Source organism: Allobosea sp., from assembly GCF_048595345.1.
Classification (GTDB): domain Bacteria; phylum Pseudomonadota; class Alphaproteobacteria; order Rhizobiales; family Beijerinckiaceae; genus Allobosea.
In genome coordinates this window covers 1-24,111 of the sequence record NZ_JBMDWH010000127.1, presented here as the reverse complement: position 1 = coordinate 24,111, position 24,111 = coordinate 1, and the positions used below count along the sequence as shown (strand labels likewise).

Annotated in this window: 24 protein-coding genes; 15 read left to right on the top strand and 9 right to left on the bottom strand. The window is 67.7% G+C overall.

Annotation, left to right across the window (positions count from 1 at the left end; translation table 11 throughout):
- From ACOJTB_RS12525 to ACOJTB_RS12515, 3 genes are all read left to right on the top strand, one after another.
- Positions 1-860 (top strand): 2-dehydro-3-deoxygalactonokinase (locus ACOJTB_RS12525; RefSeq protein WP_420102851.1); only part of this gene is annotated, 860 nt, incomplete at its 5' end.
- The gene (locus ACOJTB_RS12520) at positions 857-1,765 is read left to right on the top strand and encodes a ribokinase (protein WP_420102850.1); all 909 of its coding nucleotides are present in this window, start codon (positions 857-859) and stop codon (positions 1,763-1,765) included. The genes ACOJTB_RS12525 and ACOJTB_RS12520, both read left to right, overlap by 4 nt.
- 247 nt (positions 1,766-2,012) lie before the next feature.
- On the top strand, positions 2,013-2,525 hold the full coding sequence (locus ACOJTB_RS12515; protein WP_420102854.1) for a retropepsin-like aspartic protease family protein: 513 nt from the start codon (positions 2,013-2,015) through the stop codon (positions 2,523-2,525).
- 160 nt (positions 2,526-2,685) lie between these two features.
- Here the strand turns inward: ACOJTB_RS12515 and ACOJTB_RS12510 are convergent, their stop codons facing one another.
- From ACOJTB_RS12510 to ACOJTB_RS12500, 3 genes are all read right to left on the bottom strand, one after another.
- Entirely contained in the window at positions 2,686-3,297 is a 612-nt protein-coding gene (locus tag ACOJTB_RS12510; RefSeq protein WP_420102849.1) for a TadE/TadG family type IV pilus assembly protein, read from the bottom strand.
- 14 nt (positions 3,298-3,311) lie between these two features.
- Complete coding sequence (locus ACOJTB_RS12505; protein ID WP_420102848.1) at positions 3,312-3,950, bottom strand: TadE/TadG family type IV pilus assembly protein; 639 nt, start codon at positions 3,948-3,950, stop codon at positions 3,312-3,314.
- A gap of 228 nt (positions 3,951-4,178) precedes the next feature.
- Positions 4,179-4,688 carry a pilus assembly protein N-terminal domain-containing protein gene (locus ACOJTB_RS12500; protein ID WP_420102853.1) on the bottom strand — a complete coding sequence of 170 codons (510 nt, stop codon included), beginning with the start codon at positions 4,686-4,688 and terminating at the stop codon, positions 4,179-4,181.
- 409 nt (positions 4,689-5,097) lie between these two features.
- Between ACOJTB_RS12500 and ACOJTB_RS12495 the strand changes: the two genes are divergently transcribed.
- From ACOJTB_RS12495 to ACOJTB_RS12455, 9 genes are all read left to right on the top strand, one after another.
- Positions 5,098-5,268 carry a Flp family type IVb pilin gene (locus ACOJTB_RS12495; RefSeq protein ID WP_420102847.1) on the top strand — a complete coding sequence of 57 codons (171 nt, stop codon included), beginning with the start codon at positions 5,098-5,100 and terminating at the stop codon, positions 5,266-5,268.
- Positions 5,269-5,361: 93 nt separating this feature from the next.
- On the top strand, positions 5,362-5,877 hold the full coding sequence (locus ACOJTB_RS12490; RefSeq protein WP_420102846.1) for an A24 family peptidase: 516 nt from the start codon (positions 5,362-5,364) through the stop codon (positions 5,875-5,877).
- A 117-nt stretch (positions 5,878-5,994) separates the two neighbouring features.
- Positions 5,995-6,777, top strand: coding sequence for a Flp pilus assembly protein CpaB (cpaB, locus tag ACOJTB_RS12485; RefSeq protein WP_420102852.1), 783 nt, complete (start codon positions 5,995-5,997; stop codon positions 6,775-6,777).
- Positions 6,774-8,213 (top strand): type II and III secretion system protein family protein, encoded by a 1,440-nt coding sequence (locus tag ACOJTB_RS12480; protein WP_420102845.1) that lies wholly within the window; start codon positions 6,774-6,776, stop codon positions 8,211-8,213. The genes cpaB and ACOJTB_RS12480 overlap by 4 nt, the downstream gene beginning before the upstream one ends.
- 28 nt (positions 8,214-8,241) lie before the next feature.
- Positions 8,242-8,982 (top strand): CpaD family pilus assembly protein, encoded by a 741-nt coding sequence (locus ACOJTB_RS12475; RefSeq protein ID WP_420102844.1) that lies wholly within the window; start codon positions 8,242-8,244, stop codon positions 8,980-8,982.
- The gene (locus ACOJTB_RS12470; RefSeq protein WP_420102843.1) at positions 8,979-10,241 is read left to right on the top strand and encodes an AAA family ATPase; all 1,263 of its coding nucleotides are present in this window, start codon (positions 8,979-8,981) and stop codon (positions 10,239-10,241) included. The genes ACOJTB_RS12475 and ACOJTB_RS12470 overlap by 4 nt, the downstream gene beginning before the upstream one ends.
- A 42-nt stretch (positions 10,242-10,283) precedes the next feature.
- Positions 10,284-11,720 carry a CpaF family protein gene (locus tag ACOJTB_RS12465; protein ID WP_420102842.1) on the top strand — a complete coding sequence of 479 codons (1,437 nt, stop codon included), beginning with the start codon at positions 10,284-10,286 and terminating at the stop codon, positions 11,718-11,720.
- A 15-nt stretch (positions 11,721-11,735) separates the two neighbouring features.
- A complete protein-coding gene (locus ACOJTB_RS12460) occupies positions 11,736-12,710 on the top strand; it encodes a type II secretion system F family protein (RefSeq protein ID WP_420102841.1) in 975 nt (324 codons plus the stop codon).
- A 10-nt stretch (positions 12,711-12,720) separates the two neighbouring features.
- A complete protein-coding gene (locus ACOJTB_RS12455) occupies positions 12,721-13,698 on the top strand; it encodes a type II secretion system F family protein (RefSeq protein ID WP_420102840.1) in 978 nt (325 codons plus the stop codon).
- A gap of 203 nt (positions 13,699-13,901) precedes the next feature.
- Here the strand turns inward: ACOJTB_RS12455 and ACOJTB_RS12450 are convergent, their stop codons facing one another.
- Positions 13,902-14,780 carry a tetratricopeptide repeat protein gene (locus ACOJTB_RS12450; RefSeq protein ID WP_420102839.1) on the bottom strand — a complete coding sequence of 293 codons (879 nt, stop codon included), beginning with the start codon at positions 14,778-14,780 and terminating at the stop codon, positions 13,902-13,904.
- A 120-nt stretch (positions 14,781-14,900) separates the two neighbouring features.
- Here ACOJTB_RS12450 and ACOJTB_RS12445 point away from each other — a divergent pair, with 120 nt between their 5' ends.
- From ACOJTB_RS12445 to ACOJTB_RS12435, 3 genes are all read left to right on the top strand, one after another.
- Positions 14,901-16,280 carry a leucyl aminopeptidase family protein gene (locus ACOJTB_RS12445; protein WP_420102838.1) on the top strand — a complete coding sequence of 460 codons (1,380 nt, stop codon included), beginning with the start codon at positions 14,901-14,903 and terminating at the stop codon, positions 16,278-16,280.
- Positions 16,281-16,361: 81 nt separating this feature from the next.
- Positions 16,362-16,712: a MarR family transcriptional regulator gene (locus ACOJTB_RS12440; protein WP_420102837.1), complete on the top strand. Its 351-nt coding sequence runs from the start codon at positions 16,362-16,364 to the stop codon at positions 16,710-16,712.
- A gap of 43 nt (positions 16,713-16,755) precedes the next feature.
- On the top strand, positions 16,756-17,613 hold the full coding sequence (locus tag ACOJTB_RS12435) for a C40 family peptidase (RefSeq protein WP_420102836.1): 858 nt from the start codon (positions 16,756-16,758) through the stop codon (positions 17,611-17,613).
- Between the two features lie 15 nt (positions 17,614-17,628).
- Here the strand turns inward: ACOJTB_RS12435 and ACOJTB_RS12430 are convergent, their stop codons facing one another.
- The 5 genes from ACOJTB_RS12430 to polA all read right to left on the bottom strand — a co-directional run.
- Positions 17,629-19,005, bottom strand: coding sequence for a sensor histidine kinase (locus ACOJTB_RS12430; protein ID WP_420102835.1), 1,377 nt, complete (start codon positions 19,003-19,005; stop codon positions 17,629-17,631).
- A 78-nt stretch (positions 19,006-19,083) separates the two neighbouring features.
- Positions 19,084-19,515, bottom strand: coding sequence for a hypothetical protein (locus ACOJTB_RS12425; RefSeq protein ID WP_420102834.1), 432 nt, complete (start codon positions 19,513-19,515; stop codon positions 19,084-19,086).
- Positions 19,516-19,518: 3 nt separating this feature from the next.
- Positions 19,519-19,878 carry a hypothetical protein gene (locus ACOJTB_RS12420; protein WP_420102833.1) on the bottom strand — a complete coding sequence of 120 codons (360 nt, stop codon included), beginning with the start codon at positions 19,876-19,878 and terminating at the stop codon, positions 19,519-19,521.
- 113 nt (positions 19,879-19,991) lie between these two features.
- Positions 19,992-21,131 carry an AI-2E family transporter gene (locus ACOJTB_RS12415; protein WP_420102832.1) on the bottom strand — a complete coding sequence of 380 codons (1,140 nt, stop codon included), beginning with the start codon at positions 21,129-21,131 and terminating at the stop codon, positions 19,992-19,994.
- A 96-nt stretch (positions 21,132-21,227) separates the two neighbouring features.
- Positions 21,228-24,111 (bottom strand): DNA polymerase I (gene polA, locus ACOJTB_RS12410; protein WP_420102831.1); only part of this gene is annotated, 2,884 nt, incomplete at its 5' end.

The window sequence follows — 24,111 nt, the reverse complement described above, 5'->3', positions numbered from 1 at the left end:
TGATCTCGTCCGAAGGCGAGGTGCTGGAACGACGCGAGGCCGACCAGGGCATCCAGTCGGTTCCGACCGGCGGCTACCCCGAGGCTTTCGAAGCGCTGGCCGGCGATTTCCGGCGCGCCGCGCCGGATGCCGCGATCGTCCTCGCGGGCATGGTTGGCAGCCGCAATGGCTGGGTGGAAGCGGCCTATGTTCCCTGCCCGGCTTCGGCGGACGACATCGCCGCTGCCGCCCTGACGGTAGAGCTCGGCGAGGGAACGGTCGCGACGATCCTGCCAGGGTTGAGTTGCGACGACGGTGCCTTCGACGTGATGCGCGGCGAGGAGACCTTGCTGTTCGGCCTCGGGCTCGATGACGGGCTGGCCTGCCTGCCCGGCACGCACTCGAAATGGGCGCAGATCCGGGACGGCCGCGTCGTCCGCTTCGCGAGCTTCATGACGGGCGAGGTTTACGGCCTTCTGCGCAACGACTCGATCCTGGCACGGCTGGCGCTCGCGCCGGAGGGCGAGGATGGCGCGCGCGGCGCCGCCCGCGGCCGGGCTGCGGCGCAAAGGCCGGGCGGCCTGCTCAACCGCGCCTTTGCCGCCCGCACCGAGGTTCTAGCCGGCCGGATGGCCGGGGGCGAGGTCGGCCCCTTCCTCTCCGCGCTGCTGGTGGCGCAGGAGATCGACGGCGCGCAGGCTCTGTTCGGCCGCAGCGAGCAGGTCCATTTGGTGGCCGATGGCGCGCTGGCGGAGAGCTATGGCGAGGCGCTGCACGCCGCCGGCATCGTCGCCTCGATCACGACGCCAGAAGCCGCCTTCGTCGCCGGGATCCGGCGCGTCGCCGGGATCCGGCGCCTCGCCGGCGGGGTCGGCGCATGATCATCGTCTTCGGCTCGATCAACATTGATCTCGTCACGCGCGTCGAGCGCCTGCCGCAATCCGGCGAAACCGTCCTCGGGCCCGATTACGCGATCCATCCGGGCGGCAAGGGTGCCAACCAGGCGCTGGCGGCGCGGCGCGCGGGCGCCGATGTCGCGCTGATCGGCGCGGTGGGGCGGGATGATTTCGCCGGGACGGCGCTTTCGCTGCTGGCGGCGGACGGGGTGGATCTGAGCCGAGTCAGCCGGGTCGACGCCCCCACCGGCGCGGCCTTCATCGCCATCGACCGGGACGGCGCCAACCAGATCTTCGTCGCCGCGGGCGCGAATGCGCAGGCGCGGCCGGGCGCCATCGCCGGCCTCGGCCCAGGGCCGGACGATCTGCTGCTGCTCCAGCGGGAGGTGCCCGAGGAGGGCTGCATCGAGGCCGCCGCGACGGTGAAGGATGGCGGCGGGCGCGTCATCCTCAACCTCGCGCCCGCCGGCGTGCCGAGCGAGGCGCTGCTCGCGCTGGTCGATATCCTGATCGTCAACGAGCACGAGGCGCTCGTGCTGGCGCAGGGTTTCGGCTGGGCGGAGCGCGAGCCGGACGATATCGCCCGTCGGGTGGATGCCGAGCGCGGCATCGCCTGCGTCGCGACGCTGGGCGCGGCCGGAGCGGTGGGCTGGTCCGGCGGCGTCAGGCGCCGGCTGGAGGCGCCGCCTGTCGATGTGGTCGATACCGTCGCCGCCGGGGACAGCTTCACCGGCGCCTTCGCCGCCGCGCTGGCCCTTGGGCTGGGCTTCTCCTCGGCGCTGCAACGCGGCCTCGCCGCCGGCTCGCTGGCCTGCTCGGGCGCCGGGGCGCAGCCGAGCATCCCCCGCGCCGAGGCGATCACGGCCCTCGTCGGCTCGTCCTTCCTTTAGACCCTCGCGCCTCCGAACGGACGCGGTCGCGATGCTGCGGGGGGAGTGTGCCGGACCATCGGATCGTCGAGAGCCGCGGCGCTTGCGGAGAAATACCGTCGCGGCGCTCACCGGCGATTAAGCCTTTCGCGCGAAGCAGAGGCCGCCTTCGCCTTTTGCCGGCCATGCGAGGCCGGGCATTCACCTTTCGTCAGCAGGCCAGGATCGAAAATCGCCCCCGAAACAGGAGAGCGATCCCTTGTCGAGCGTGACCAACTGGGCCCTTGCCGTCGCCGCCGCCGTCACCGGCGGCGCCGTCGGCTACACGCAATGGCTGGCCCCCAAGGTGATAGCCGATGCGCCCCAGGCCAGCATAGCGGCCTCCGCGGCCCCGGCCGCGCCGCGCACGCCGCCGACCCTGACGGTGGCGGCCGATTCCCGCGGCCATTACCTCGTCCATCCGACGATCGACAATTACCGCGTCAGGATGATGGTCGACACCGGCGCCAGCATCGTCGCTCTCAAGGCCGAGGATGCCGCCGCACTCGGCCTCAAGGCGGGCAGTCAGGCGCAGCGCATGCCGCTGAACACGGCCAATGGCGTCGTCATGGGCTACCGCACCACGATCCGCGAGATCAGGCTGGGCGAGATCACCGTGCGCAATGTCGATGCGGTGGTGCTGCCGCCGGGCGCGCTCGGCATCAGTCTGCTCGGCAACTCCTTCCTCGGCAAATTGAACGGCTATCAGGTTCAGACCGGGCGGATGATCCTGCGCGGCTGACGCAGCCTGGCTCCACAGCGTCGGCGCAGGCATGATCCCGGATCGCCCGGGGGCGGGCTGAGCGCTGGAATGCACCTGAACCGGCGGCGCGGGGCCGGTTCTCAGGCCGAAAACTCGCCTCCGCCGCAAGCGGCGCGCCCCCGAGGCAGCCCCACTTCGTTCAGCTGAAGCTCGGGCAGGGCTTGGTGTTCGCCAGGGTGACCTGCTCGATGTTGAGGTCGCCGCCGGGCTGCGCGCCGCGCGGCCGGGTGTAGATCGGATTGTTTCCCAGCGTGACGTTGCCGGTCACGACATAGCCGGCGATGGGAGTGAATTCGTAGCTCGCCGTCGCCATGATCACGGAGGTGTTGGGCACCTTGATGCTGGCGGGCAGCGTCACGGCGGCGCCGCGAGCGAGGGCGACGCTGTTGCGCTGGCTGCTCCAGCAGACCCGCGCCACGCCCTTGTCGTCGATGACGACATTGGTGATCGTCATCTTCGCCTTGCTGGCATCATAGGGCGCCAGAACCATCTGGGCGGCGTCGAAGATGTTGCCGACATCGGCGGCCGTCACCGAAGACGCCCGCGCCGTCAGATCCGCCAGCGATGAGGTCAGCTGCGTCACCTTGCGGCTGGCGGTGACCATCGAGCAGATGTCGACGCTGCCGCAATAGGCCACGACCAGGACGGGCAGAAGGATCGCGAACTCGACGAGCGCGACGCCCTCCTTGTCCTTCCGGAAGCTTCGCAGTCGGTGCGAGAGACGCTCGAGATGCATGGCGGAACGGCCCATGGGTTCGGTGGACGTCAGGGCGAGACGACGAAGGGCTCGGCCCGGAAGGCCGAGGTCGCGATCAGGGCCTTGCGGCCCGGGCCGATATCCGCGAGCGACGTGGACGCCCAGGAGGTGAGGAACAGCTTGTAGTCCAGCACGGCCCGCGCCACGACGATCTGGCCGGGTTGCGGCTGGGTGTAGGTGAAGCCGGTCGTGTCCAGCGCGCCACCGGCCGTGGGGTTCGAGGTGCCGGCCGAGGCGTTGGCGAAGGTGTTGAAGACCTTCACGTCGATATACAGCTTCGAGCAATCGATGAGGCCGAGCGGCGCGACCGCGCAGATGTCGTTGCGAAAGGCCTCGGCATTGGTGGCCGGATTGGACGAGGTGTAACGGCTGACCGCTTGGCCGGTGAGAAGGCGCCGGGACGCCTGCGACAGCGATTCCTCCAGAACCTCGTTGGTCCAGAACATCAGGCCGGTTTCAATGATCGCGAACAGAAGCGCGAAGAAAGGCACCGCCACGAGGCCGAATTCGACGGCTGCGACGCCGCCTTGCTCACGGCGGAAGCGGCGCAACAGCCCGCCATGCCGGCGGCCAGCGGCGCGCCGATCAGCGGCGTGCTGATCCTGGCCGTGCTGATCCTGCGCGGGCTGATCCTGGGGGTTCGACAAGGCTTGCGTCATCGGGCCGGAAACCGCGTGGCGCCGGCACTGATCGCCGGCTCTTCCCAGCGATACGGCAAAAGGATTTCGGATCGGTTAGGAGGACTACGCAGCTCCCGGCACCTGCGATCAACCAAGGCTTTACCGTGTCGCAGCCCCCGCGAGCCGGTCCTCGCCTTCACGTGCGTGCGCGCGTTTTCCGTCTCATGGGATCACGTCACGGACGGGCCGGGCCCGTCACTTGCCCGCGATCGTGGAGCTGGCCATCGTGTTGCGGGTCGTGGTCTGCGCGCCGGTTTCGCTGAAATATTTGGTCGAGTCGCCGAGCTGCACCGAAGGCTGGCATTGCGGCGTGCAGGAATAGCTCTCGCGGTCCATGCCGCGCTGCACGGTCAGCATCGAGTCCGAGGCCGCACCCACACGCACCAGCGACTCCGCCAGCAAGGTGCCGGTGGCATCGAGCGCGATCAGGTTGGTGACGCCGAAGCTCTTGCCGGTGACGATCATCACGCCGTTGCGCTGCACGGTCACGTCCGCGATCGCCGGATTGCCGACGACCACCGTCTGCGCCCGCTCGGGCAGACGCACGACCTTGGCGTGGTCCACCAGGACCATGACGCTTTCCAGCGTGGGGGATTGGGAAGCGGCCTGCGCGCCTTCGCCGTTCGCCAGCGAAAAAAACAGCAGGCCGACCAGCGATAGCGACAGGACCCAACGGGATCCCGCGGCAGTCCGGACAATGTCCATGGCAACGCCTCGAAGCTTGTGACTTTGCCATCCAAGCGGAAAATGATGAATCAAACCCTAAATAGCCGGCGAGCGGCTATTATCGGCGCCCGGCTCGACCGCTTCCCAACGGAAGACATCGCGCTCCGGGTCGTTGTGCCAGCCATCCGGCGGCGAAATTCGCAAGCACGGTTGTCAGTTACTCCAATTTTAACCAATGTATTCACTAGAAGATATTGCTGCATCAGAATTTAATCGAAATTTATCTCGTAAATTTGGCATTAACCACAGAATAGATCCTCGCCAGAGACGCCCAATTCTTCGGTTGTTTTAACGGATCAGCAAGGCGGGCTGGGTAATGTCGTTCCTGTCGCTGACCGAAGCCGATCCAGAGCCCAGGCAGCAGTCAAACCGTGGTAAGGAGTTCAACATGACCAATCTGTTCGCTCGCTTCATCAAGAACGAGTCCGGCGCCACCGCCATCGAGTACGGCCTGATCGCCGCTCTGGTCGCCGTCGCCGCCATCGGTGGCATGACCACCCTCGGCACGAGCCTGAAGACGCAGTTCACCGACATCGGCGGCGCGCTCAAGGGCAAGTGATCCCTTAGCAGCCTGAGCTGTTGGCGACGGGGCGTCCGGATCATCCGAACGCCCCGTTTCCATTTGGTCAATTCGAAGCATCCAGGTGAAGCCATGTCGGTTCTGTCGCAGATCATCCTTCTCGGGATCTTTCCGGCCCTGATGGCCTTCGCCGCGTCGAGCGACCTCGTCTCGATGACCATCTCCAACCGCCTCTGCCTGATGCTGGTCGTCAGCTTCGGCGCCTGCGCGGCCGTTATCGGCCTGCCGGCCAGCGACATCGCCTGGCATCTGGCGGCCGGGATGCTGGTCCTGGTCGTGACCTTCGGCTTCTTCGCCATGGGCTGGATCGGCGGGGGCGACGCCAAGCTGGCCGCGGCCACGGCGCTCTGGTTCGGGTTCGACCAGCTTTCCGCCTATCTGATGATTTCGGGCGCGCTCGGCGGCGTCCTGACCCTCGTCCTGCTGCGCATGCGCGACTACCCGCTGCCGAAGGTGGCGAGCGGCTGGCCCTGGGCCCAGCGCCTTCACGCCGCCACGACCGGCGTGCCCTATGGCATCGCGCTGGCGGCGGGGGCCCTCCTCGTCCTGCCGGAAACCTCGATCTGGCGCGCTGCCATCGGCATCTGAGCCGGCAGACGCTGCGGCATCGCTCGAAAAATACACGAGCCATTAACCATAAGTTGACGTTTCCCCCCGACGATCCGGAGCAGGAGCCGAATGGGTTCGGCCGAGGATCGCGCGTCGATGAATCCTGCACGCATCATCATTCTGGCGATAGCCGTGGTCGCAGGGCTGGGCGCTGCCCTGCTGGCGCAGCGGCCCGCCGAGGAGAAGCCGGTCGTCTCCAAGGTCGAGGCCGCACCGACCGTGAAGGTCATGGTGGCCGCCGCCGACCTCCCCGTCGGCAACACCCTCTCCGCCAATGACCTGCGCTGGATCGACTGGCCGCTCGACAGCGTTCCGCCCGGCGTGATCACCGCAAAAGATGCGCCCGAGGCGGATAAGGAGATCATCGGCCAGGTCGCGCGCTACGGAATCCTGAACGGCGAACCGATCCGCCGCGAAAAGCTGATCCGGACCGACGGCACCGGCTTCCTTTCCGCCGTTCTCCCGTCCGGCATGCGCGCCGTCGCCATCACCACCGACAGCCGCGGGGCGAACACCGCCGGCGGCTTCATCCTCCCGAACGACCGGGTCGACGTGGTCACCACCTGGCGCGGCGAATCGGTCAGCGGCAACGGCGACGCCTATGTCAGCGAGACGCTGCTGCGAAACATCCGGGTGCTGGCGATCGGCCAGAACATCCAGGAACGCAACGGCGAGAAGGTCGTCATCGGCGAAACGGCGACGCTGGAAGTCAGCCCCGGCCAAGTCGAAACCCTGGTCCAGGGCCAGAAGACGGGCACCCTGTCGCTGGCGCTGCGCAGCCTCAAGGATGCAGGCGATGCGAGCGCGCCCCTTGCCCAGGGGGACAACGCCATGACGCTCGTCCGCTACGGCATCACCACGAAGAATGTGAAGCCATGAAGAGCTCGAGCCTCCTCCTCGCTGCGGCCCTGCTGCCCCTGCTGCCCCTGGCAGCTCCGGCCCAGACCTCCGGACCCGCGCCCGTCCTCAACGTCGGCACGAGCGATTACGCGGTCTCGCGCAAACTCGATCTCTCGATCGGCCGTTCCCTGGTCGTCGAGCTGCCGCGCGACGCCAAGGAGGTGTTCGTCGCCAATCCCAAGGTGGCCAACGCCGTCGTGCGCACCGCCCGCAAGCTCTTCATCATCGGCATCGCCGACGGCGCCACCTCGATGTTCGTGATGGATGGCGAAGGTCGTCAGATCACGGCGCTGGAGATCAATGTCGGGCGCGACCTCAACGTGCTGCGCCAGACGCTGCGCACGGCCCTGCCCAACTCCCAGATCGAGATCAAGCCCGCCGGCGATTCGATCCTGCTGGTCGGCTCGGTTCCGAACGCCTCCGAAGCCACCCAGGCCGTCGACATCGCCAATGCCTTCGTGGGCGTCTCGGACAAAACGGACCGCAAGGGCGCCGTCATCAACTCGCTGACGATCCGCGACCGCGACCAGGTGATGGTCAAGGTCGTGGTGTCGGAGGTCCAGCGCAAGGCGATCAAGCAGCTGGGAATCAACTCGACCGGCGAGTGGAAGCTGGGCAAGTTCTCGATCACGCCCTCGATCGACAACCCGCTGCCGCTGCAGCCGCAGGCCCTGTCGGCGACCGCGATCCAGGCCGGTCTCGGCAATACGCAGAACTTCACCCTGCGGGCCCTCGAGCGCGCCGGTCTGGCGCGCGTGCTGGCCGAGCCGACCGTCACCGCCATCTCGGGCGAGACGGCGAAATTCACCGCCGGCGGCGAGGTGCCGGTGCCGAAGGGCCAGAACTGCTCCTACGATACCTTCAACCGCCAGATCTGCTCGGTGCAGCTCGAATACAAGCCGATCGGCGTGACGCTGAACTTCACGCCGATCGTGCTGTCCGACACCAAGATCAGCATGCGGATCGCCACCGAAGTCACCGAGCTCGACTTCGAGAACCAGTTCCGGCTCAGCGACGAGCGCCAGAGCGGCCTCAACGCGCCGGCCTTCCGCGTCCGCAAATCCGACACCACGGTGGAGCTGCCCTCGGGCGGCACGCTGGCGACGGCAGGACTGATCCAGCGCGTGTCCAAATCCTCGCTCAACGGCCTGCCGGGGCTGATGAACCTGCCGGTGATCGGCGCGCTGTTCCGCTCCCGCGACTATCAGCGCGAGGAAACCGAGCTGATGATCACCGCGACGCCCTACATCGCCAAGCCGATGGCGCCGAGCCAGGTGCAGCGGCCCGATGACGGCTTCGTGGAGTCGCATGATCCGCAGGCGATCCTGCTCGGCCGGCTGAACAAGATCTATGGCAGCGGCAGCGGCGCCGTCCCCCAGGCCTATAAGGGCCGGGTCGGCTTCATCGCCGACTGAGCCGGAGGCCCAAAGGATGAAAGACGCGATGAAGACCGTCCCGGCCCGCCGCTCCTTGCGCCTGCATCTGGTCCTGGCCGTCGGTGCCATCGGCGCCCTCTCGGCGGGCTGTGCCAGCAAGGGGCCCGAGCCGGTCGCCTCCGCCCCGATCGACCTGCGCGAGCGCCATCCGATCGTGCTGCGCGATGCGCCCCGCTCGCTCGACGTCTTCGTCGGCCGCTCGGGCAAGGCACTCGATCCGCGCCAGCGCGACGACGTGATCGCGTTCGCCCAGGCCTATCGCCGCAGCGCGCGCGGCGGGCTGGTCGCCGAGGTGCCGACCGGCGCCCGGCGCGAGCTGGCGACCCAGGACACGCTCGGCGGGATCCGGGCCGCCCTCGCCCAGGGCGGTGTCTCGCCAGCGGCCCTGTCGGTCCGGACCTATCCGGTGCGCGACCCGCTGCTCGCCTCGCCGATCCGCCTGACCTTCGCATCGCTCCAGGCCCAGCTGCCGCATGAATGTGGACAGTGGCCGCAGGATCTCGGCACCACCGACTTCAAGTTCAGCGCCTCCAACGAGCAGTATTGGAACTTCGGCTGCTCCAGCCAGGCGACGCTGGCGGCACAGGTGGCCGATCCGATCGACCTGGTGCGGCCGCGCGACGAGGGCCGTCCCGATATCGTCAAGCGCATGAACGCGATCGCGAAGATCCGGCAAGGCCAGGATCCGTCGACGCAATACCGCTCGTCGACACCGCAGATCAGCAATTCGGTCGGAGGCGGCACATGAGCCGGCCTGAAATGGATGCGGGCGGCAGCGGCGCGGGCAGCGGCGAGGTCATCGCCCCCCTGCCGCGCATCACGCTGCAAGCCTTCTGCGAAACGCCGGCCGTCGCCGCGGCGATGCAGGCCGCCGTCGCCGACCGGCGCATGGACAAGGCGCATGCGCGGGTGCAGATGGGCGGCGCGGCAGCGGCGGTCGAAGCCTTCCGCACGGCGCCGACCCCTAACATCATCGTTCTGGAGACGGTTTCCGACCCCCAGACCCTGATCGGCCATCTGGAGTCGCTCGCCGAAAGTTGCGACCCCGGCACCAAGGTCGTGGTCGTCGGACATGTCAACGACGTCCAGCTCTATCGGGACCTGATCAAGCGGGGTGTCAGCGAATATCTGATCGCGCCGCTGGAGACGCTCGACATCCTGCGGACGCTGTCGGAACTCTACACAGCCCCCGAGGCGCGCCATCTGGGCCGCGTCATCGCCGTGGTCGGCGCCAAGGGCGGTGTCGGCTCCTCGACGATCGCGCATAATCTCGGCTGGGCCATCGCACGCCATCTCGACGCCTCGACGGTGATCGTCGATCTCGACATCGCCTTCGGCACGGCCGGGCTGAACTTCAACCAGGACCCCGCACAGGGCATCGCCGACGCGCTGTTCGCGCCGGAGCGGCTCGACGCCAACATGCTCGACCGGCTGCTGTCTCGCTGCAGCGACAACCTCGCCCTGCTCGCCGCGCCGGCCATGCTGGACCGCACGATCGATCTCGGCGAGGAGGCGCTGGACCAGCTCCTCGAGCTGCTGCGCGCCAGCGTGCCCTGCATCGTGCTCGACGTGCCGCATCAGTGGACGGGAATGATCCGCCGCACGCTGCTGGGTGCCGACGAGATCGTCGTGGTCGCGGAGCCGGAGCTGGCCTCCCTGCGCAACGCGAAGAACCTCTTCGACCTCGCCCGCGCCAGCCGCCCGAACGATGCCGGCGCCAGGCTGGTGCTCAACAAGATCGGCATGCCCAAGCGGCCGGAGATCGGCACGGCGGAATTCGCCAAGACCCTCGGGGTCGAGGTGACGAGCTCGATCCCCTTCGACGCGCAGCTCTTCGGCACGGCCGCCAATAACGGGCAGATGATCGCGGAGGTCCAGGCCGGCAGCAAGGCGAACGAGGCCTTCACCGCCATTGCCAGCCTGCTCACCGGCCGCAGCGAGGCCAAGCGGAACAAGCGCAGCCTGTTCGAGCCGCTCGTCGCCAAGCTCAAGCGCCGCAAAGCCTGATGAGACCGCGCAAAGTCGCCGCCCGCGCCGGAGAATTCTGAGATGTTCGGCAAGCGATCCGCCGGCGCCACGCTGGCCCAGACCAACGCTCCGCGCAGCCCGGCCGCGACGGCCGCGGCGCCGCGGCGCGTCGAGCCCGCGCCGGTGATCGTCGAGGAGCGCAAGGCGGCCCCGGAGTCGACGCGCTCCGAAGACTACTACCAGATGAAGAGCATGATCTTCGGGGCGCTGATCGAGGCCATCGATCTGTCGCAGCTGGCGAAGCTCGATGCCGAATCCGCGCGCGAGGAAATCCGCGACATCATCAACGAGATCATCTCGCTGAAGAATGTCGTTCTCTCGATTGCCGAGCAGGAGGAACTGCTCGAGGACATCTGCAACGACGTGCTCGGCTACGGGCCGCTGGAGCCGCTCCTGGCCCGCGACGACATCGCCGACATCATGGTCAACGGCGCGAACCGGACCTTCATCGAAACCGGTGGCAAGATCCAGCTGACCAATATCCGCTTCCGCGACAATGCGCAGCTGATGAACATCTGCCAGCGCATCGTCAGCCAGGTCGGCCGGCGCGTCGACGAAAGCTCGCCGATCTGCGATGCGCGCCTCGCCGATGGCTCGCGCGTCAACGTGATCGCGCCGCCTCTGTCGATCGACGGCCCCGCGCTCACCATCCGCAAGTTCAAGAAGGACAAGCTGACGCTCGACCAGTTGGTGAAGTTCGGCGCCATCTCCCCGCCGGGCGCCGAGGTGCTGAAGATCATCGGCCGCGTCCGCTGCAACATCGTGATCTCCGGTGGCACCGGCTCCGGCAAGACCACGCTGCTCAACTGCCTCACCAACTATATCGACGAGGACGAGCGCGTCATTACCTGCGAGGACGCGGCCGAGCTGCAGCTGCAGCAGCCGCATGTGGTGCGCCTCGAAACGCGCCCGCCCAACCTCGAAGGCACGGGCGCCGTGACGATGCGCGACCTCGTCAAGAACTGCCTGCGTATGCGGCCCGAGCGGATCATCGTCGGCGAGGTGCGCGGCCCCGAGGCCTTCGATCTGCTGCAGGCGATGAATACGGGCCATGACGGCTCGATGGGCACCCTCCACGCCAACTCGCCGCGCGAATGCCTGAGCCGTATCGAGTCGATGATCACGATGGGCGGCTTCTCGCTGCCGCCCAAGACCCTGCGCGAAATGATCTGCTCCTCGGTCGACGTCATCATCCAGGCACAGCGCCTGCGCGACGGCTCGCGCCGCATCACCCATGTGACCGAGGTGATGGGGATGGAGGGCGAGGTCATCATCACCCAGGACCTTATGACCTACGAGATCCTCGGAGAGGATGCGAACGGCAAGCTCATCGGCCGCCACCGCTCGACCGGCATCGGCCGGCCGCGTTTCTGGGAGCGGGCTCGCTATTACGGCGAGGAAAGCCGTCTGGCGACCGCCATCGACCTCCTCGGCCAGGATGCCGATCTCAATGCCTGATCGCGGGACACAGCCATGACGAGCACTCTGGCCGTCGCTCTGCTCGCGATGCTGGCGGTGGGCGGAGTGGCCTATGCGCTCCTCTACCCCATGCTGAGCGGCGAGAACCGCGCCGAGAAGCGGCGCAAGGACTTCGCCAGCCCCATGGCGGTGCGCGGCATCGACCGGGAAGCCCAGGCGCGCGTCAAGCGCGGCCAGGTGGCGCAGAGCCTCAAGGAAATCGAGCAGCGGGAAAGCGCGCGAACCAAGATCTCGCTGGAAACCCGCATCGCCCAGGCCGGGCTCGATTGGACCCGCAAGAAATACTACGTCATCTCCGTGGTCACCGCCGTGGTCCTGGCCCTCGTGCTCTTCATGCTGAGCGGCAACGCCATTCTCGCCGCCACGGGGCTGTTCATCGGGGGCTTGGGGATGCCGCCCTGGTTCCTTAAGCGCTGCAAGACCAAGCGCCTGAAACGCTTCGGGCTGGAATTCCCGAATGCGCTCGACGTCATCGTGCGCGGCATCAAGTCCGGCCTGCCGGTCAATGACTGCCTGCGGATCATCGCCAGCGAAGCGAACGAGCCGGTGCGCAGCGAATTTCGTCAGATCATCGAAGGCCAGGCCCTCGGCCTGCCGCTGTCGGACGCGGTGGTGAAGCTCAACGAGCGGATGCCCTGCGCCGAGGCGAACTTCTTCGGTATCGTGATCGCCATCCAGCAGAAGACCGGCGGCAATCTGGCGGAGACCCTTGCCAATCTCTCGCGCGTGCTGCGCGAGCGGCGCAAGATGCGCGACAAGATCCAGGCCGTGTCCATGGAAGCCAAGGCCTCCGCCGGAATCATTGGCTCGCTGCCGCCGGTAGTGGGGATTCTCGTCTGGCTGACCACGCCGAAATACATCGAGCTGCTCTGGCTCACACAGGTCGGCAAGTTCGCGCTCATCGCCAGCGCCATCTGGATGCTCATCGGCGTTCTGGTTATGCGCAAGATGATCAATTTCGATATCTGAGGAGAGCCGGATGATCTCCCTCATCATCGACAAGATCACCAACCCGCAATTCATGCTGGCGCTGCTGGCGGCGGTGGCGGCCGCCGCAACGGTGCTGACCATCGCGATCCCGCTGACCGAAGGCCAGAATCTGCAGAAGCGGATGAAGAGCGTCGCGGTCGAACGCGACAGGATCCGCGCCCGCGAGCGCGAAAGGCTGAGCCGGGGCCAGGAGAAGGTCAGCCTGCGCCAACAGCCAAAGGCCTATATGCGCCGCGTCGTCGAGCAGTTCAAATTGAGCGACTGGCTCGGCACCGAAACGGCCAAGAAGCAGCTGGCGATGGCCGGCTATCGCGGCCCCCAGGCCGAAGTGGCCTTTCTGTTCTTCCGCATGGCGGCGCCGATCGGGCTGTTTCTGTTCGCGACCTTCTATGTGTTCGTGCTGAACGATTTCGGCCTGTCGCTGACGCTGCGCGCGGGCATCGTGATCGCGGCGGCCTATCTCGGCATCAAGGCGCCGGAAATCTTCCTCTCCAATCAGATCAGCAAGCGCCAGGTCTCGATGCGCCAGGCCTTTCCCGATGCGCTCGACCTGCTGCTGATCTGCGTCGAATCCGGCATGTCGGTGGAGCACGCCTTCCGCAAGGTGTCTGCCGAGATCGGCGGGCAATCGGTGCCGCTGGCGGAGGAATTCGCCCTCTGTACCGCCGAACTCTCCTATCTAACCGACCGGCGCATCGCTTATGAGAACCTGACCGCCCGCACGGGGCTGGAGAGCGTGAAGTCGGTCTCGACCGCGCTGATCCAGGCGGAACGCTACGGCACGCCGGTCGGAACGGCCCTGCGCACCCTTTCGCAGGAAAGCCGCGACCAGCGCATGAACCTGGCCGAGAAGAAGGCCGCCGCCCTGCCGCCGAAGCTGACCGTGCCGATGATCCTGTTCTTCCTGCCGGTGCTGTTCGTGATCATCCTGACGCCGGCGCTGACGCAGGTCTTCAAATGGCAATGAGGCGCCGCAGCTGACGGCAAAGCCGTTGTTGCGGCGCAATGGATCATCCAAAAGGCCCGGATGCTCGGCAACCGGGCCTTTCTCGTGGAGATGAGCGGGCATGGGAGGGCGGCGCGTCGACGCGCGCAGGTTTCTTCGCGGTTACACCCGCTTTGTCCGAGATAACGCCGTGGTTCGGCGACGAGCTCGGCAGGGTCCGAGACTCAGCCCTGATCGGCCGGCTGTGCCGGGCGCTGGGCCAGAGGCGAGGGCGCGGCCTGCGGCTTGGCCTTGCCACCCTTCAGCAGGTTCCAGCTGTTCTGCTGGCTGACGCTGCGCTTGAGATAGGCCACGGTGGCGGCCGCCTCCGCCGGGCTCTGGTCCTGCCGCGCCACCTGCTCGGCATCGTCGAAACGACCTTGCAGGCCCAGCACGAGGACGAGGTTTTGCCGCACGCGCGCATCGGCGCCGGGGCTGCCCGCCGCCTCGCGCAGCACCCGCTCGGCTTCCGGGAGCTGGCGCGACAAGGCCAGCGAGAGGCCGAGATTGGACTGGATCGTCGCTTCTCCCGGGGCGAGCTTCAGCGCCGTGCGGTAGATCTGCTGGGCGCGCTCATGCTCGCCAAGCTGGTCGGCCACCGTCCCCTGCGCGGAGAGAACGCGCCAATCGGGCCGGTCGGGGCTGTGGGCGCGCGAGAGCACCTCGTCGGCCTCGCGCAGCCGTCCGACATCGGCCAGCGCACGGCCATAGGCGCCGAGCATCTCGCGGTCATCCTGATGGACCAGTACGGCGCCCTGAAGCACCGCCACGGCCTGGGCATGCTGGTTCAGCGCGCGCAAAGCGCGGGCGTAGTTGAAGGCCGCGCTGCGGTCCTTGGGATCGGCTTCGTAGCGCTTGCCCCAGCTGTCGCGCTCGGCTTGCCAGTCGGACTGGCTCATCGGCGCCTTGGCGCTGCGGGAAATCGAACCTGTCACGTCGCCGAGGCCGCCCCGGCTCTGGCAGCCGGCCAAGGCCAGCGCGGCAAGGCCGACCGCCGTCAGCGCGACACGGCGGGCAGACGGTGTGGCGTTCCTCCGTGCGGAGATCGTCAGGGCAGGAAACATGGCCGGTCGCCTCGCATCACAGGCATCGTCGCGGAGCATCGTCTGGTGCGACCGGTGATAAAACGTTAACCCTAACGGATTGTTAAACCCTTCCCCCGCCTTAGCCATCGGCCGCCCCCCGTGAACGCACTCCTGCCCTCCGCTACCGCTCCCGCCATACCCGTCCACACCGTCGCACCAACAGGATGGCTGGCTCTCAAGGCCCGGCTTTCTCCCGCTCAGGCGGCTTTCGCCGAGGCGCAGGGCTTCGCCGCCCGCGCGAGCCAGCATTGCCTCTTGCCGGATGAGACCGGAGCGCTGGCCGTCGTGCTGCTCGGCCTCGGCGCGCCCGGCCGGCGGCGCGACCCCTTCGCGCCGGCCCGGCTGGCCGGGCAACTGCCGGCGGGCACTTACCGGCTCGAAGGTGAGCGCGGCGATCCGGATCTGGCGGCATTGGGCTGGCTGCTGCAGGGCTACCGCTTCGAGCGCTATCGCGACCCGGCGCCCATCGGCGCACGGCTCGTCGCGCCGGAGGGCGTCGATGCCGAGGAGATCGGCCGTATCGCGCAATCGGTCGCGCTCGCCCGCGATCTTATCAACACGCCCGCCAACGATATGGGACCCGAGGAGATCGAGGCCGCGATCCGTGCGCTCGGCGCCGAAACCGGGGCGCAGGTCGACAGCACGGTCGGCGACGATCTTCTCGCCGGCGGATTTCCGATGATCCATGCGGTGGGTCGTGCCTCGACGCGGGCGCCCCGCCTGATCGAGCTGAGTTGGGGCGCGCCGGAGCATCCCCTGGTGACGCTGGTGGGCAAGGGCGTGGCCTTCGACACCGGCGGACTCGACATCAAGCCGCCCGCCTCCATGCTGCTGATGAAGAAGGATATGGGCGGGGCGGCCGCCGCGATCGCCACGGCGCGGATGATCATGCTCGCGAAGCTGCCCGTGCGTCTGCGCCTTCTGGTGCCCGCGGTGGAGAATGCGATCGCCGGCAACGCCTTCCGCCCCGGCGACGTGCTGGCGAGCCGCAAGGGGATCAGCGTCGAGATCGGCAATACCGATGCGGAGGGGCGCCTGATCCTGGCCGATGCTCTGGCGCTCGCCGACGAGGAGGCGCCGGATCTGCTGATCGACTTCGCCACGCTCACCGGCGCCGCACGTACGGCGCTCGGGCCCGAATTGCCGCCCTTCTACACCCATGACGACGCGCTCGCGGACGAGATCGCCCGCGTCGGCCTGGCCGTGAACGATCCGGTCTGGCGCATGCCGCTCTGGGCGCCTTATGAGGCGCTGCTGGATTCCAAGGTGGCGCAGGTGAACCATATCGGCGGGCCGATGGCCGGCTCTGTCACCGCCGCGCTCTTCCTGAATCGCTTCGTCGAGCGCTCAGGCTCCTATGTGCATTTCGACATCTATGGCTGGAACGGCTCCGGCAGGCCGGGCCGCCCTGAGGGCGGCGAATGCCAGGGCGCGCGACTGATCTACGCGCTGGCGCGGCAGCGTTATCCGCGCGGTTAAGCCTGATCGCGAAAGCCGGTTGCCGCCCGCCGCGCTCCGGATAATGATACGGGTCCGTAATGATCGAGCAGCGGACCCTTCATGCCCTTGGAGATCAAGCCTTCCCAGGCGCTCAGGCTGTGGCGGCAGGTCCATCTCGATCTGGTACGCGATGGCGAGGCCGATCTCTCGGCGCGCCAGACCGCGATCCTGCTGACGGTCTATCTCGAGCTGCCGCCGCATACGGTGCGGGGGCTGGCGCAGCAGCTCGGCGTCACCAAGCCCGTGATCACGCGCGCTCTCGACACGCTCGGCAAGCTCGGCCTGCTCACCCGCAAGCGCGACGAGGAGGACCGGCGCAACGTCGTGATCCAGCGCACCGTCGCCGGGGCGCTGGCGGTCGAGCGCCTGGCCGATCTGGTGACCGAGCGGGCGCGCGAGGTCGGCGGCTGATGCCTCTTCCGGCGCGCGACCGGAACGCGATATCCTCGCAGCCATGACCGCGATTCCCGACCACCGCATCACGCCCGCCCGCCCCGACCTCGCCGCCAGCCATCTGCGCGGCACTGTCGACGCCGCCGCCTTCGCCGATCCCGTGGCGATGCGCGTCGTCGTCCCCTCCGCGCCGCTGCGGCGCGAGCCGCGCGCCGATGCCCCGCTCGACACCGAGGCGCTGCAGGGCGAGCGGGTCGAGGTCTATGAGCGCCATGAGGGCTGGGCCTGGGGGCAACTCGCCTGCGACGGCTATGTCGGATATCTGCCGGACGATGCGCTGCGGGCCGAGCTGCCTGCGCCGACCCATCGCGTCGCGGCACTGCGCAGCTTTATCTATCCCGGTCCCTCGATCAAATTACCGCCGCTGGCCGCGCTTTCTCTGGGTGCGGCGGTCACCGTCGCCGCCGAGCATGGCGATTTCGCCGTGCTGGCCGATGGCGGCCATGTCTTCGGCAAGCATCTCGTCCCGCTCGGCCGGACCGAGCCGGATTTCGTCGCGGTGGCGGAGCGCTTCCTCGGCGTGCCCTATCTGTGGGGCGGCAAGACCAGCCTCGGGCTCGACTGCTCGGGGCTGACGCAGCTCGCCTTGTCCACCGCCGGCATCGCCGCGCCGCGCGATTCCGACATGATGGAGGCCGCACTGGGCACGCCGCTGCCGTTGGGCGAGGATCTGACGGGCCTGCAGCGCGGCGATCTCGTGTTCTGGAAAGGGCATGTCGGGATGCTGACCGATCCGGACACGCTGCTGCACGCCAATGGCTACACGATGACCGTGCATCGCGAGCCGCTGCGGGAGGCGCGCGACCGGATCCGCGACAAGAGCTTCGGCGCGATTACCAGCATCCGGCGACTGGGCTGAAGCGGGAGCGATCGGTCACTCCGGCTCGCGCTTGGGGATGATCAGCGTCACGCAGGTGCCGGGGCGGGGCGCATCCGGGTGCAGCGGCGCGACGCTCATGGTCGCCCGCATGCTGCGCAGCAGGCTGGCGATCACCGTCTGGCCGAGCCCCTTGCCGGCGCCCTGCGCCGACATGCCGACACCGTCATCCTCGATGCACAGGCGCAGGGCCGGCTTGCCCTCAAGCTCCGTCCCCTCGAAGCGGATGGTGATGCGGCCCGGCGCGCCATCGACAAAAGCGTGCTTGATGGCGTTCGTGACGAGCTCGTTGACGATCACGACGAAGGAGACCGCATCGCGCCCCGGCAGGCGGATGGCGTCCATCTCCAGCGCGATGGCGATGGGGCGCCCCTCGGTCGCCTTGCCGATCTCGTCGATGAGATCCTCCATATAGGGGCGCGCCTCGATCTCGTCGGTCTCCAGGTCGAGCCGCAGCCGGCGCTGGCCGGCCGCGATCGCCTGGATGCGGGATTGCGCCTGTGCGAGCGCGTCCTTGACAGCCGGCTCGGCGCTCTGGCGGCTCTGAACGTTCAGCAGCGCCGAGACCATGGCGAGATTGTTGCCGACGCGGTGGTTCACATCGCGCAGCAGAGCCTCGATGCGGAGTCTTTCGCTTTCCAGCTGGCGCGTGCGCTCGCCGATGACCTGTTCCAGCTCGGCATTGCTCAGGGCCAAGGCGGCACTGCGCCGCTGGCGGCTGCGCGATTGCTGCCAGGCCGCGAAGGCCAGGCCGCCGAGGGCGACGACGACGCCGACGCTGCCCCAGAACCGGCGATCGGCCTCGCTGCGATAGAGCGCGAGCAGCCTTTCGTTCTCGGCCTTCTGGATCTCTGCGACCGTGTCGCGGATGGCGTTCATCAAGGCGGTGCCGGCGCCGTCCCTGACGATGGCGATGGCCTCATTCCGCCGGCCGCTGCGCTCCAGCGCGATCGTGCGCTCCAGTTCCAGCAGCTTGGCCATCATGTTGGCGCGCAGGCTGGCGACGCGAGCCTTCTGGGCCGGGTTCTGCCCGACCAGCCGGTCCAGCGCATCGAGCTCCGGGGCGGCGGCGGCGCTGCCTTCGGCAAAGGGTTGGAGATAAGCCTGACGGCCGGTCAGGAGATAGCCACGCTGACCGGTCTCGGCATCGCGCAGGCGCCCGAGGAAGCGCTCGGCGCGCTCGCGGATCTCGATGGCATGAGACACGCGCTCACCCGCACGCACCGCTTCCCGGTTGATGAGGGCAGCGAGGATCACCGCGACGGCGACGACGCCGATCGCGACGATGCTGACGGTGGCCGACCGCAAGCGGGCCGCCAGCACCGGCAGGGCTGCAAGGCGAAAGCGCCTGCGGGCGTTCACCTGTTCGGACATGAGCCTGAATTCGCGGGCGGCATGCCGAAGCGGTAGGCAATTTGGCGGGGCCCGTCCACCCGCCTCAGCGTCGGCGCGTCAGGCGTCGCTCTCGTCGTCCTCACCCGTACCATTGAAGAGCTGGCGCCCCAGAATCGTGCCGAGCACGGCGATCCCGCCCAAAGCGACCACTCGCCAGCCGATTTTCGAGGTCACGAGCTTCGCGGCCAGCGGTGCCGCGGCCAAAGCGGCGCTCGCCGGGATAGGCCGGGCCGGTCGCTTGCGATTCTTGACGTACAGTGCCGTACCCAGCGCGAGAATCGCGGCCAAAGCGAGCCCGCCGGCGATCCAAAGGCTCGCCGCAACCGGGCCATAACGCAGCGCGAGCACGGTATGGAGCGCGGCCAGCGCATAGCCCGCAGCGCACAGGAACAGCAAAGCGGCGGCGGCGAACAGGCCATAGATGGTCAGGTTGCGCCTGACCGATCCCGACACTTCCGACGCGATATAGGATCCAATCCCCCCGAGCATGGGCTAGCGCGCCGACATGTAGCCGACGAACAGGCCGACCATGGCTGCGATGCCGAGAGCACGCAGGGGACGCTCGCGGATTTCGTCCTCGACCAGCTGCTGCAGCTCGCTGACCTGCTCGCGGGCGACATCGACCATGCGGTCGGCATCGACGCCGACGGCACGCAGCTTCTCGCTCACGGTTGCGGCGATGTCGTCGGCACCTTGCGAAAGGGTGTCCTGCACTTCCGCGGCCTGGCTGCGCACGCGCGCGCCGGTGCGCCGGGCCTGCGTCTTCACCTCCTCGACCCCATCCTCGATGGTGGCCTTGGCGCTGCTGGCGGCGGCGGCAGCCTGATGCTTCGCCGATTCGGTGGTGGCCATTGATCGCTTTCCTGTCGCTGGGTCTTGGAGTCTGGATCGTGGCGGGACAAGACGCGCGCCGCAAGGGCGCGCCGCCGCGTCTGGCTAACGCGAGAGGCACGCCCGGGTTCCCGTTAAGCGGCCGCCTCGGAGCCCTGCGCGTCTTCCTTGGCCTTTTCCAGGCGATAACGCGCGAATTCCTCCTGCGCCACCATGGCGACGATGATGATCGGCGTCGCCAGCACCGCTCCCACCGGTCCCCACAGCCAGAGCCAGAAGATGAAGCCGATGAAGACGAGGAAGGGCGAGATCGTCAGGCGCGAGCCGACGAACATCGGCGTGACCGCATTTCCCTCGATCAAATGCAGGGCGTAATAGGCCGCGGCCGGCCAGGCGGCGGCCAGCACGGAGGGGGCGTCGATCAGGGCAGCGGCCAGAAGCATCACAGACACGATGATCGGCCCGATGAAGGCGAGATAGTTCAGCAGGAAGGCCAGCGCACCCCAGAAAATCGGGAAGGGCAGGCCGGCAAGCCAGGCGATCACCGTCGTCAGGACACCCATGCCGAGATTGATGACGGTGACGAGCGCGAAATAGCGGGCGACGCGCTCCTCGATCTGCTCGAAGAAGGCGCCCGCCGATTTGCGCGCGCTACGACCGAGGCACAGCCGCAGGATGCGGGCCTTCAGATGCCGGCGCGTCGCGAGCCAAAAATAGATGGTCGCCACGAAGAGCAGAAGACCACCGGCCGCGGCTGAGGAGGACATGGCGATGTCCATCAGCGGATTGCCCTGCGAGACGCTGATCTCCGTACCCGGCTTTGCGCCTGTCAGGCTGCCGATGCCGCGCTTGAAATCCTCCATGAAAACGAACAGCCCCGAAAGCTTGGCCTTCAGCGCCGCCATCATGGCCGGCCCCTGGTCGCTCCAGGCGGCGAAGGGGACGGCGAGAACTCCGACCGCCGTCATCAGCACAGCGACAAAAAGCAGGACGACGAGGGCGGCGGCGAGGTGCTGGGGCACATGGTGCCGCACCATCCAGTCCACCAGCGGTCCCAGCACGAGGCCGAAGATCACCCCCGCCGTGACCGGGATCGCGATGACCTTCATCAGGTAGAGCGCGGTGGTGAACAGGATGATGAAGATGCCGACTATGGCGTAGCGCAGGATGAGGTCGTGCTCATAGGGCGTGACCTCGCCCGTGGTCTCCTCGACCGGCTCCGGCTCGGCCCTGTAGCGGGGAAACGGCTTCCAGGCCGAGGAGTTGAGCATCATGTTAAATCCCGGCATTCGCGCCTGCCGCGCGTGCAGCAGGGAACGCAGCGGCAACATCGCGGTTCCGCCGGCCGCCGGAAAGGCGACGGCCCGATCTCAATGCGCCTCGTCCCAGTTATCGGCCGCGCGCGCTTCCACGACCAGCGGCACCCTGAGCTCCACCGCCGGCTGCGGCGCCTCGACCATCACCCGCGTGATCACCGGAAGGGTCTTCTCGACCTCGTCCTCCGGCACCTCGAAGACCAGCTCGTCATGCACCTGCAGCAGCATGCGGGCATTCAGACGCTCGGCCTCGAGTGCGGCGTCCATGCGGCTCATGGCCCGGCGGATGATGTCGGCGGCCGAGCCCTGGATCGGCGCATTGATGGCCTGCCGCTCGACGAAGGCGCGCTCCGACGGGTTCTTCGACGCCACGGCCGGGAAATGGCAGACGCGCCCGAACAGCGTGGTGACCTTGGCATGAGCCCGCACATGGGTCTTGGTCTGATCCATATAGTCGCGGATGCCGGGGAAGCGCTCGAAATATTTGCGGATGTAAGCGCCTGCCTCCTCCCGGCCGATGCCGAGCTGATTGGCGAGGCCGAAGGCCGAGATGCCGTAGATGATACCGAAATTGATCGCCTTGGCGCGGCGGCGCACCTCGCTGGGCATGCCCTGAACCGGCACGCCGAACATCTCGGACGCCGTCATCGCATGGATGTCGATGCCGTCGGCGAAGGCCTGCCTGAGCTGCGGGATCTCGGCGATATGGGCGAGCAGGCGCAGCTCGATCTGGCTGTAATCGGCCGAGACCAGCTTGAAGCCCTTTTCGGGCACGAAGGCGGTGCGGATCTTGCGGCCGGCCTCGGTGCGGATCGGGATGTTCTGGAGGTTCGGCTCCGATGAGGAGAGCCGGCCCGTGGTGGTCGCGGCCAGTGCGAAGGAGGTGTGAACCCGGTTCGTCTGCGGGTTCACATAGGTCGGCAGCGAGTCGGTATAGGTCGATTTCAACTTGGCGAGCTGGCGCCATTCCAGGATCTTCGACGGCAGCGGATGGCCCTGCTCGGCCAGCTCCTCCAGCACGCCGGCCCCCGTCGCCCACTGGCCGGTCGCGGTCTTCTTGGCGCCCGAGAGCCCCATCTTGCCGAACAGGATGTCGCCGAGCTGCTTGGGGCTGCCGATGGTGAAACGCTCGCCGGCAATCTCGTAGATCTCGTCCTCCAGCCGCGCCAGCCCCTGAGCGAAATCGCCGGACAGCCGCGACAGGATTTGCCGGTCGATGGCGATGCCGCGCTTTTCCATATCGGCGAGGACGGCGACCATCGGCCGCTCCAGAACCTCATAGACCGCAACCTTCTTCTCGGCGACGAGGCGTGGCTTCAGCGCGAGCCAGAGCCGCAGCGTGACGTCGGCGTCTTCCGCCGCATATTCCGTCGCCTTGTCGAGCGGGACCTTGTCGAAGGTGACCTGCGATTTGCCCGTGCCCGCGACCTGCGCATAGGGGATCGTCTCATGGCCCAGATGCAGCTGCGAGAGCCGGTCCATGCCGTGAGTCGTGGCCCCGGCATCCAGCGCATAGGAGATCAGCATCGTGTCCTCGATGCCGCGAACGGGCAGGCCGTGCCGCTCCAGCACCAGCAGGTCGAATTTCAGGTTCTGGCCGATTTTCAGGACGCCGGCATCGGCAAACAGCGGCTTTAGTGCCGCGACCGCCTGGGCAAGCGGAATCTGGTCCGGGACCAGCCCTTCGTCGAACAGCCCGCCATCGCCGGCGCGATGCTGCAGAGGGACATAGCAGGCGCGGTTCGGCGCGACCGCCAGTGAAAGTCCGACGAGGTCCGCGCGCATCGCGTCGAGCGAATTGGTCTCGGTGTCGAGCGCGACATGGCCGGCCTCATAGGCCCAGCCGATCCAGCGCTCGAGATCGGCGAGCGAGCGTACGCAGTCATAGCGCGAGCGATCGACCTTGATCGCGATCGCCTCGTTCTTGCGGGCGGCAGCGAGATCGGCAGGCCGCAGCCAGCCCGGTTCGCCGCCGGCCGCTTCGGTGAGCGTCGCCGCCGGCACCGGCGCGGCCGGAGTGATGGCGGACACGGCATCCTCGATCGTATCGGCGCCGGCATAGAGCGCCTTCAGCTCGGCCGCGCGGCTGCCGCCCGGGGCCAGTGAAGGATCGGCGTCGATCGCGCCGACATCGGCCTCGTAGGCCTCGGCGACGCGCTTGGTGATGGTGGTGAATTCCATCGCCTTCAGGAAGGCGATGAGCCTGGCCGGGTCCGGCTGGTCGAGCGTCAGGCTCTCCAGCGGCGTCTCGACCGCGACATCCGTGACGAGCGTCACCAGCTTGTGCGAGATGCGGACCTTCTCGACCACCTCGGGATTGGTCAGGGTCTCGCGGCGCTTGGGCTGCTTGATCTCGCCGGCGCGGGCCAGCAGGGTTTCGAGATCGCCATATTCGCCGATGAGCTGGGCGGCGGTCTTGATGCCGATACCCGGCGCGCCGGGCACGTTGTCGGTGGCATCGCCCGCCAGCGCCTGAACATCGGTGACCTTGTCGGGCGTGACGCCGAAATACTCGACCACCTCGGGCTCGCCGATGCGGCGCTCGGCGCGGAAGCCGGCGCCCTTCTTCTGATCGCCCGAAGCGGGATCGTACATGGCGACGCCCGGCCCCACGAGCTGCATCAGATCCTTGTCGGCCGAGACGATCAGAACGTCGGCGCCGGCCGCCTTAGCCTGCTTCGCATAGGTGGCGATCAGGTCGTCGGCCTCGTAGACGTCCTGTTCGACCGGGATCAGTCCGAAGGCGCGCACCGCCTCTCGCATCAGCGGGAATTGCGGGATGAGATCGGCCGGCGGGTCGGAGCGGTTGCCCTTATAGGCCGGGTAGATCGCCTTGCGGAACGAGTTCTCCGATTTGTCGAAGACGATGGCCAGATGCGTCGGCCGCACGCCGAGCACGCCCTCGCGCACGAATTGGAAGAGCTTGGTCGCGAAGAGC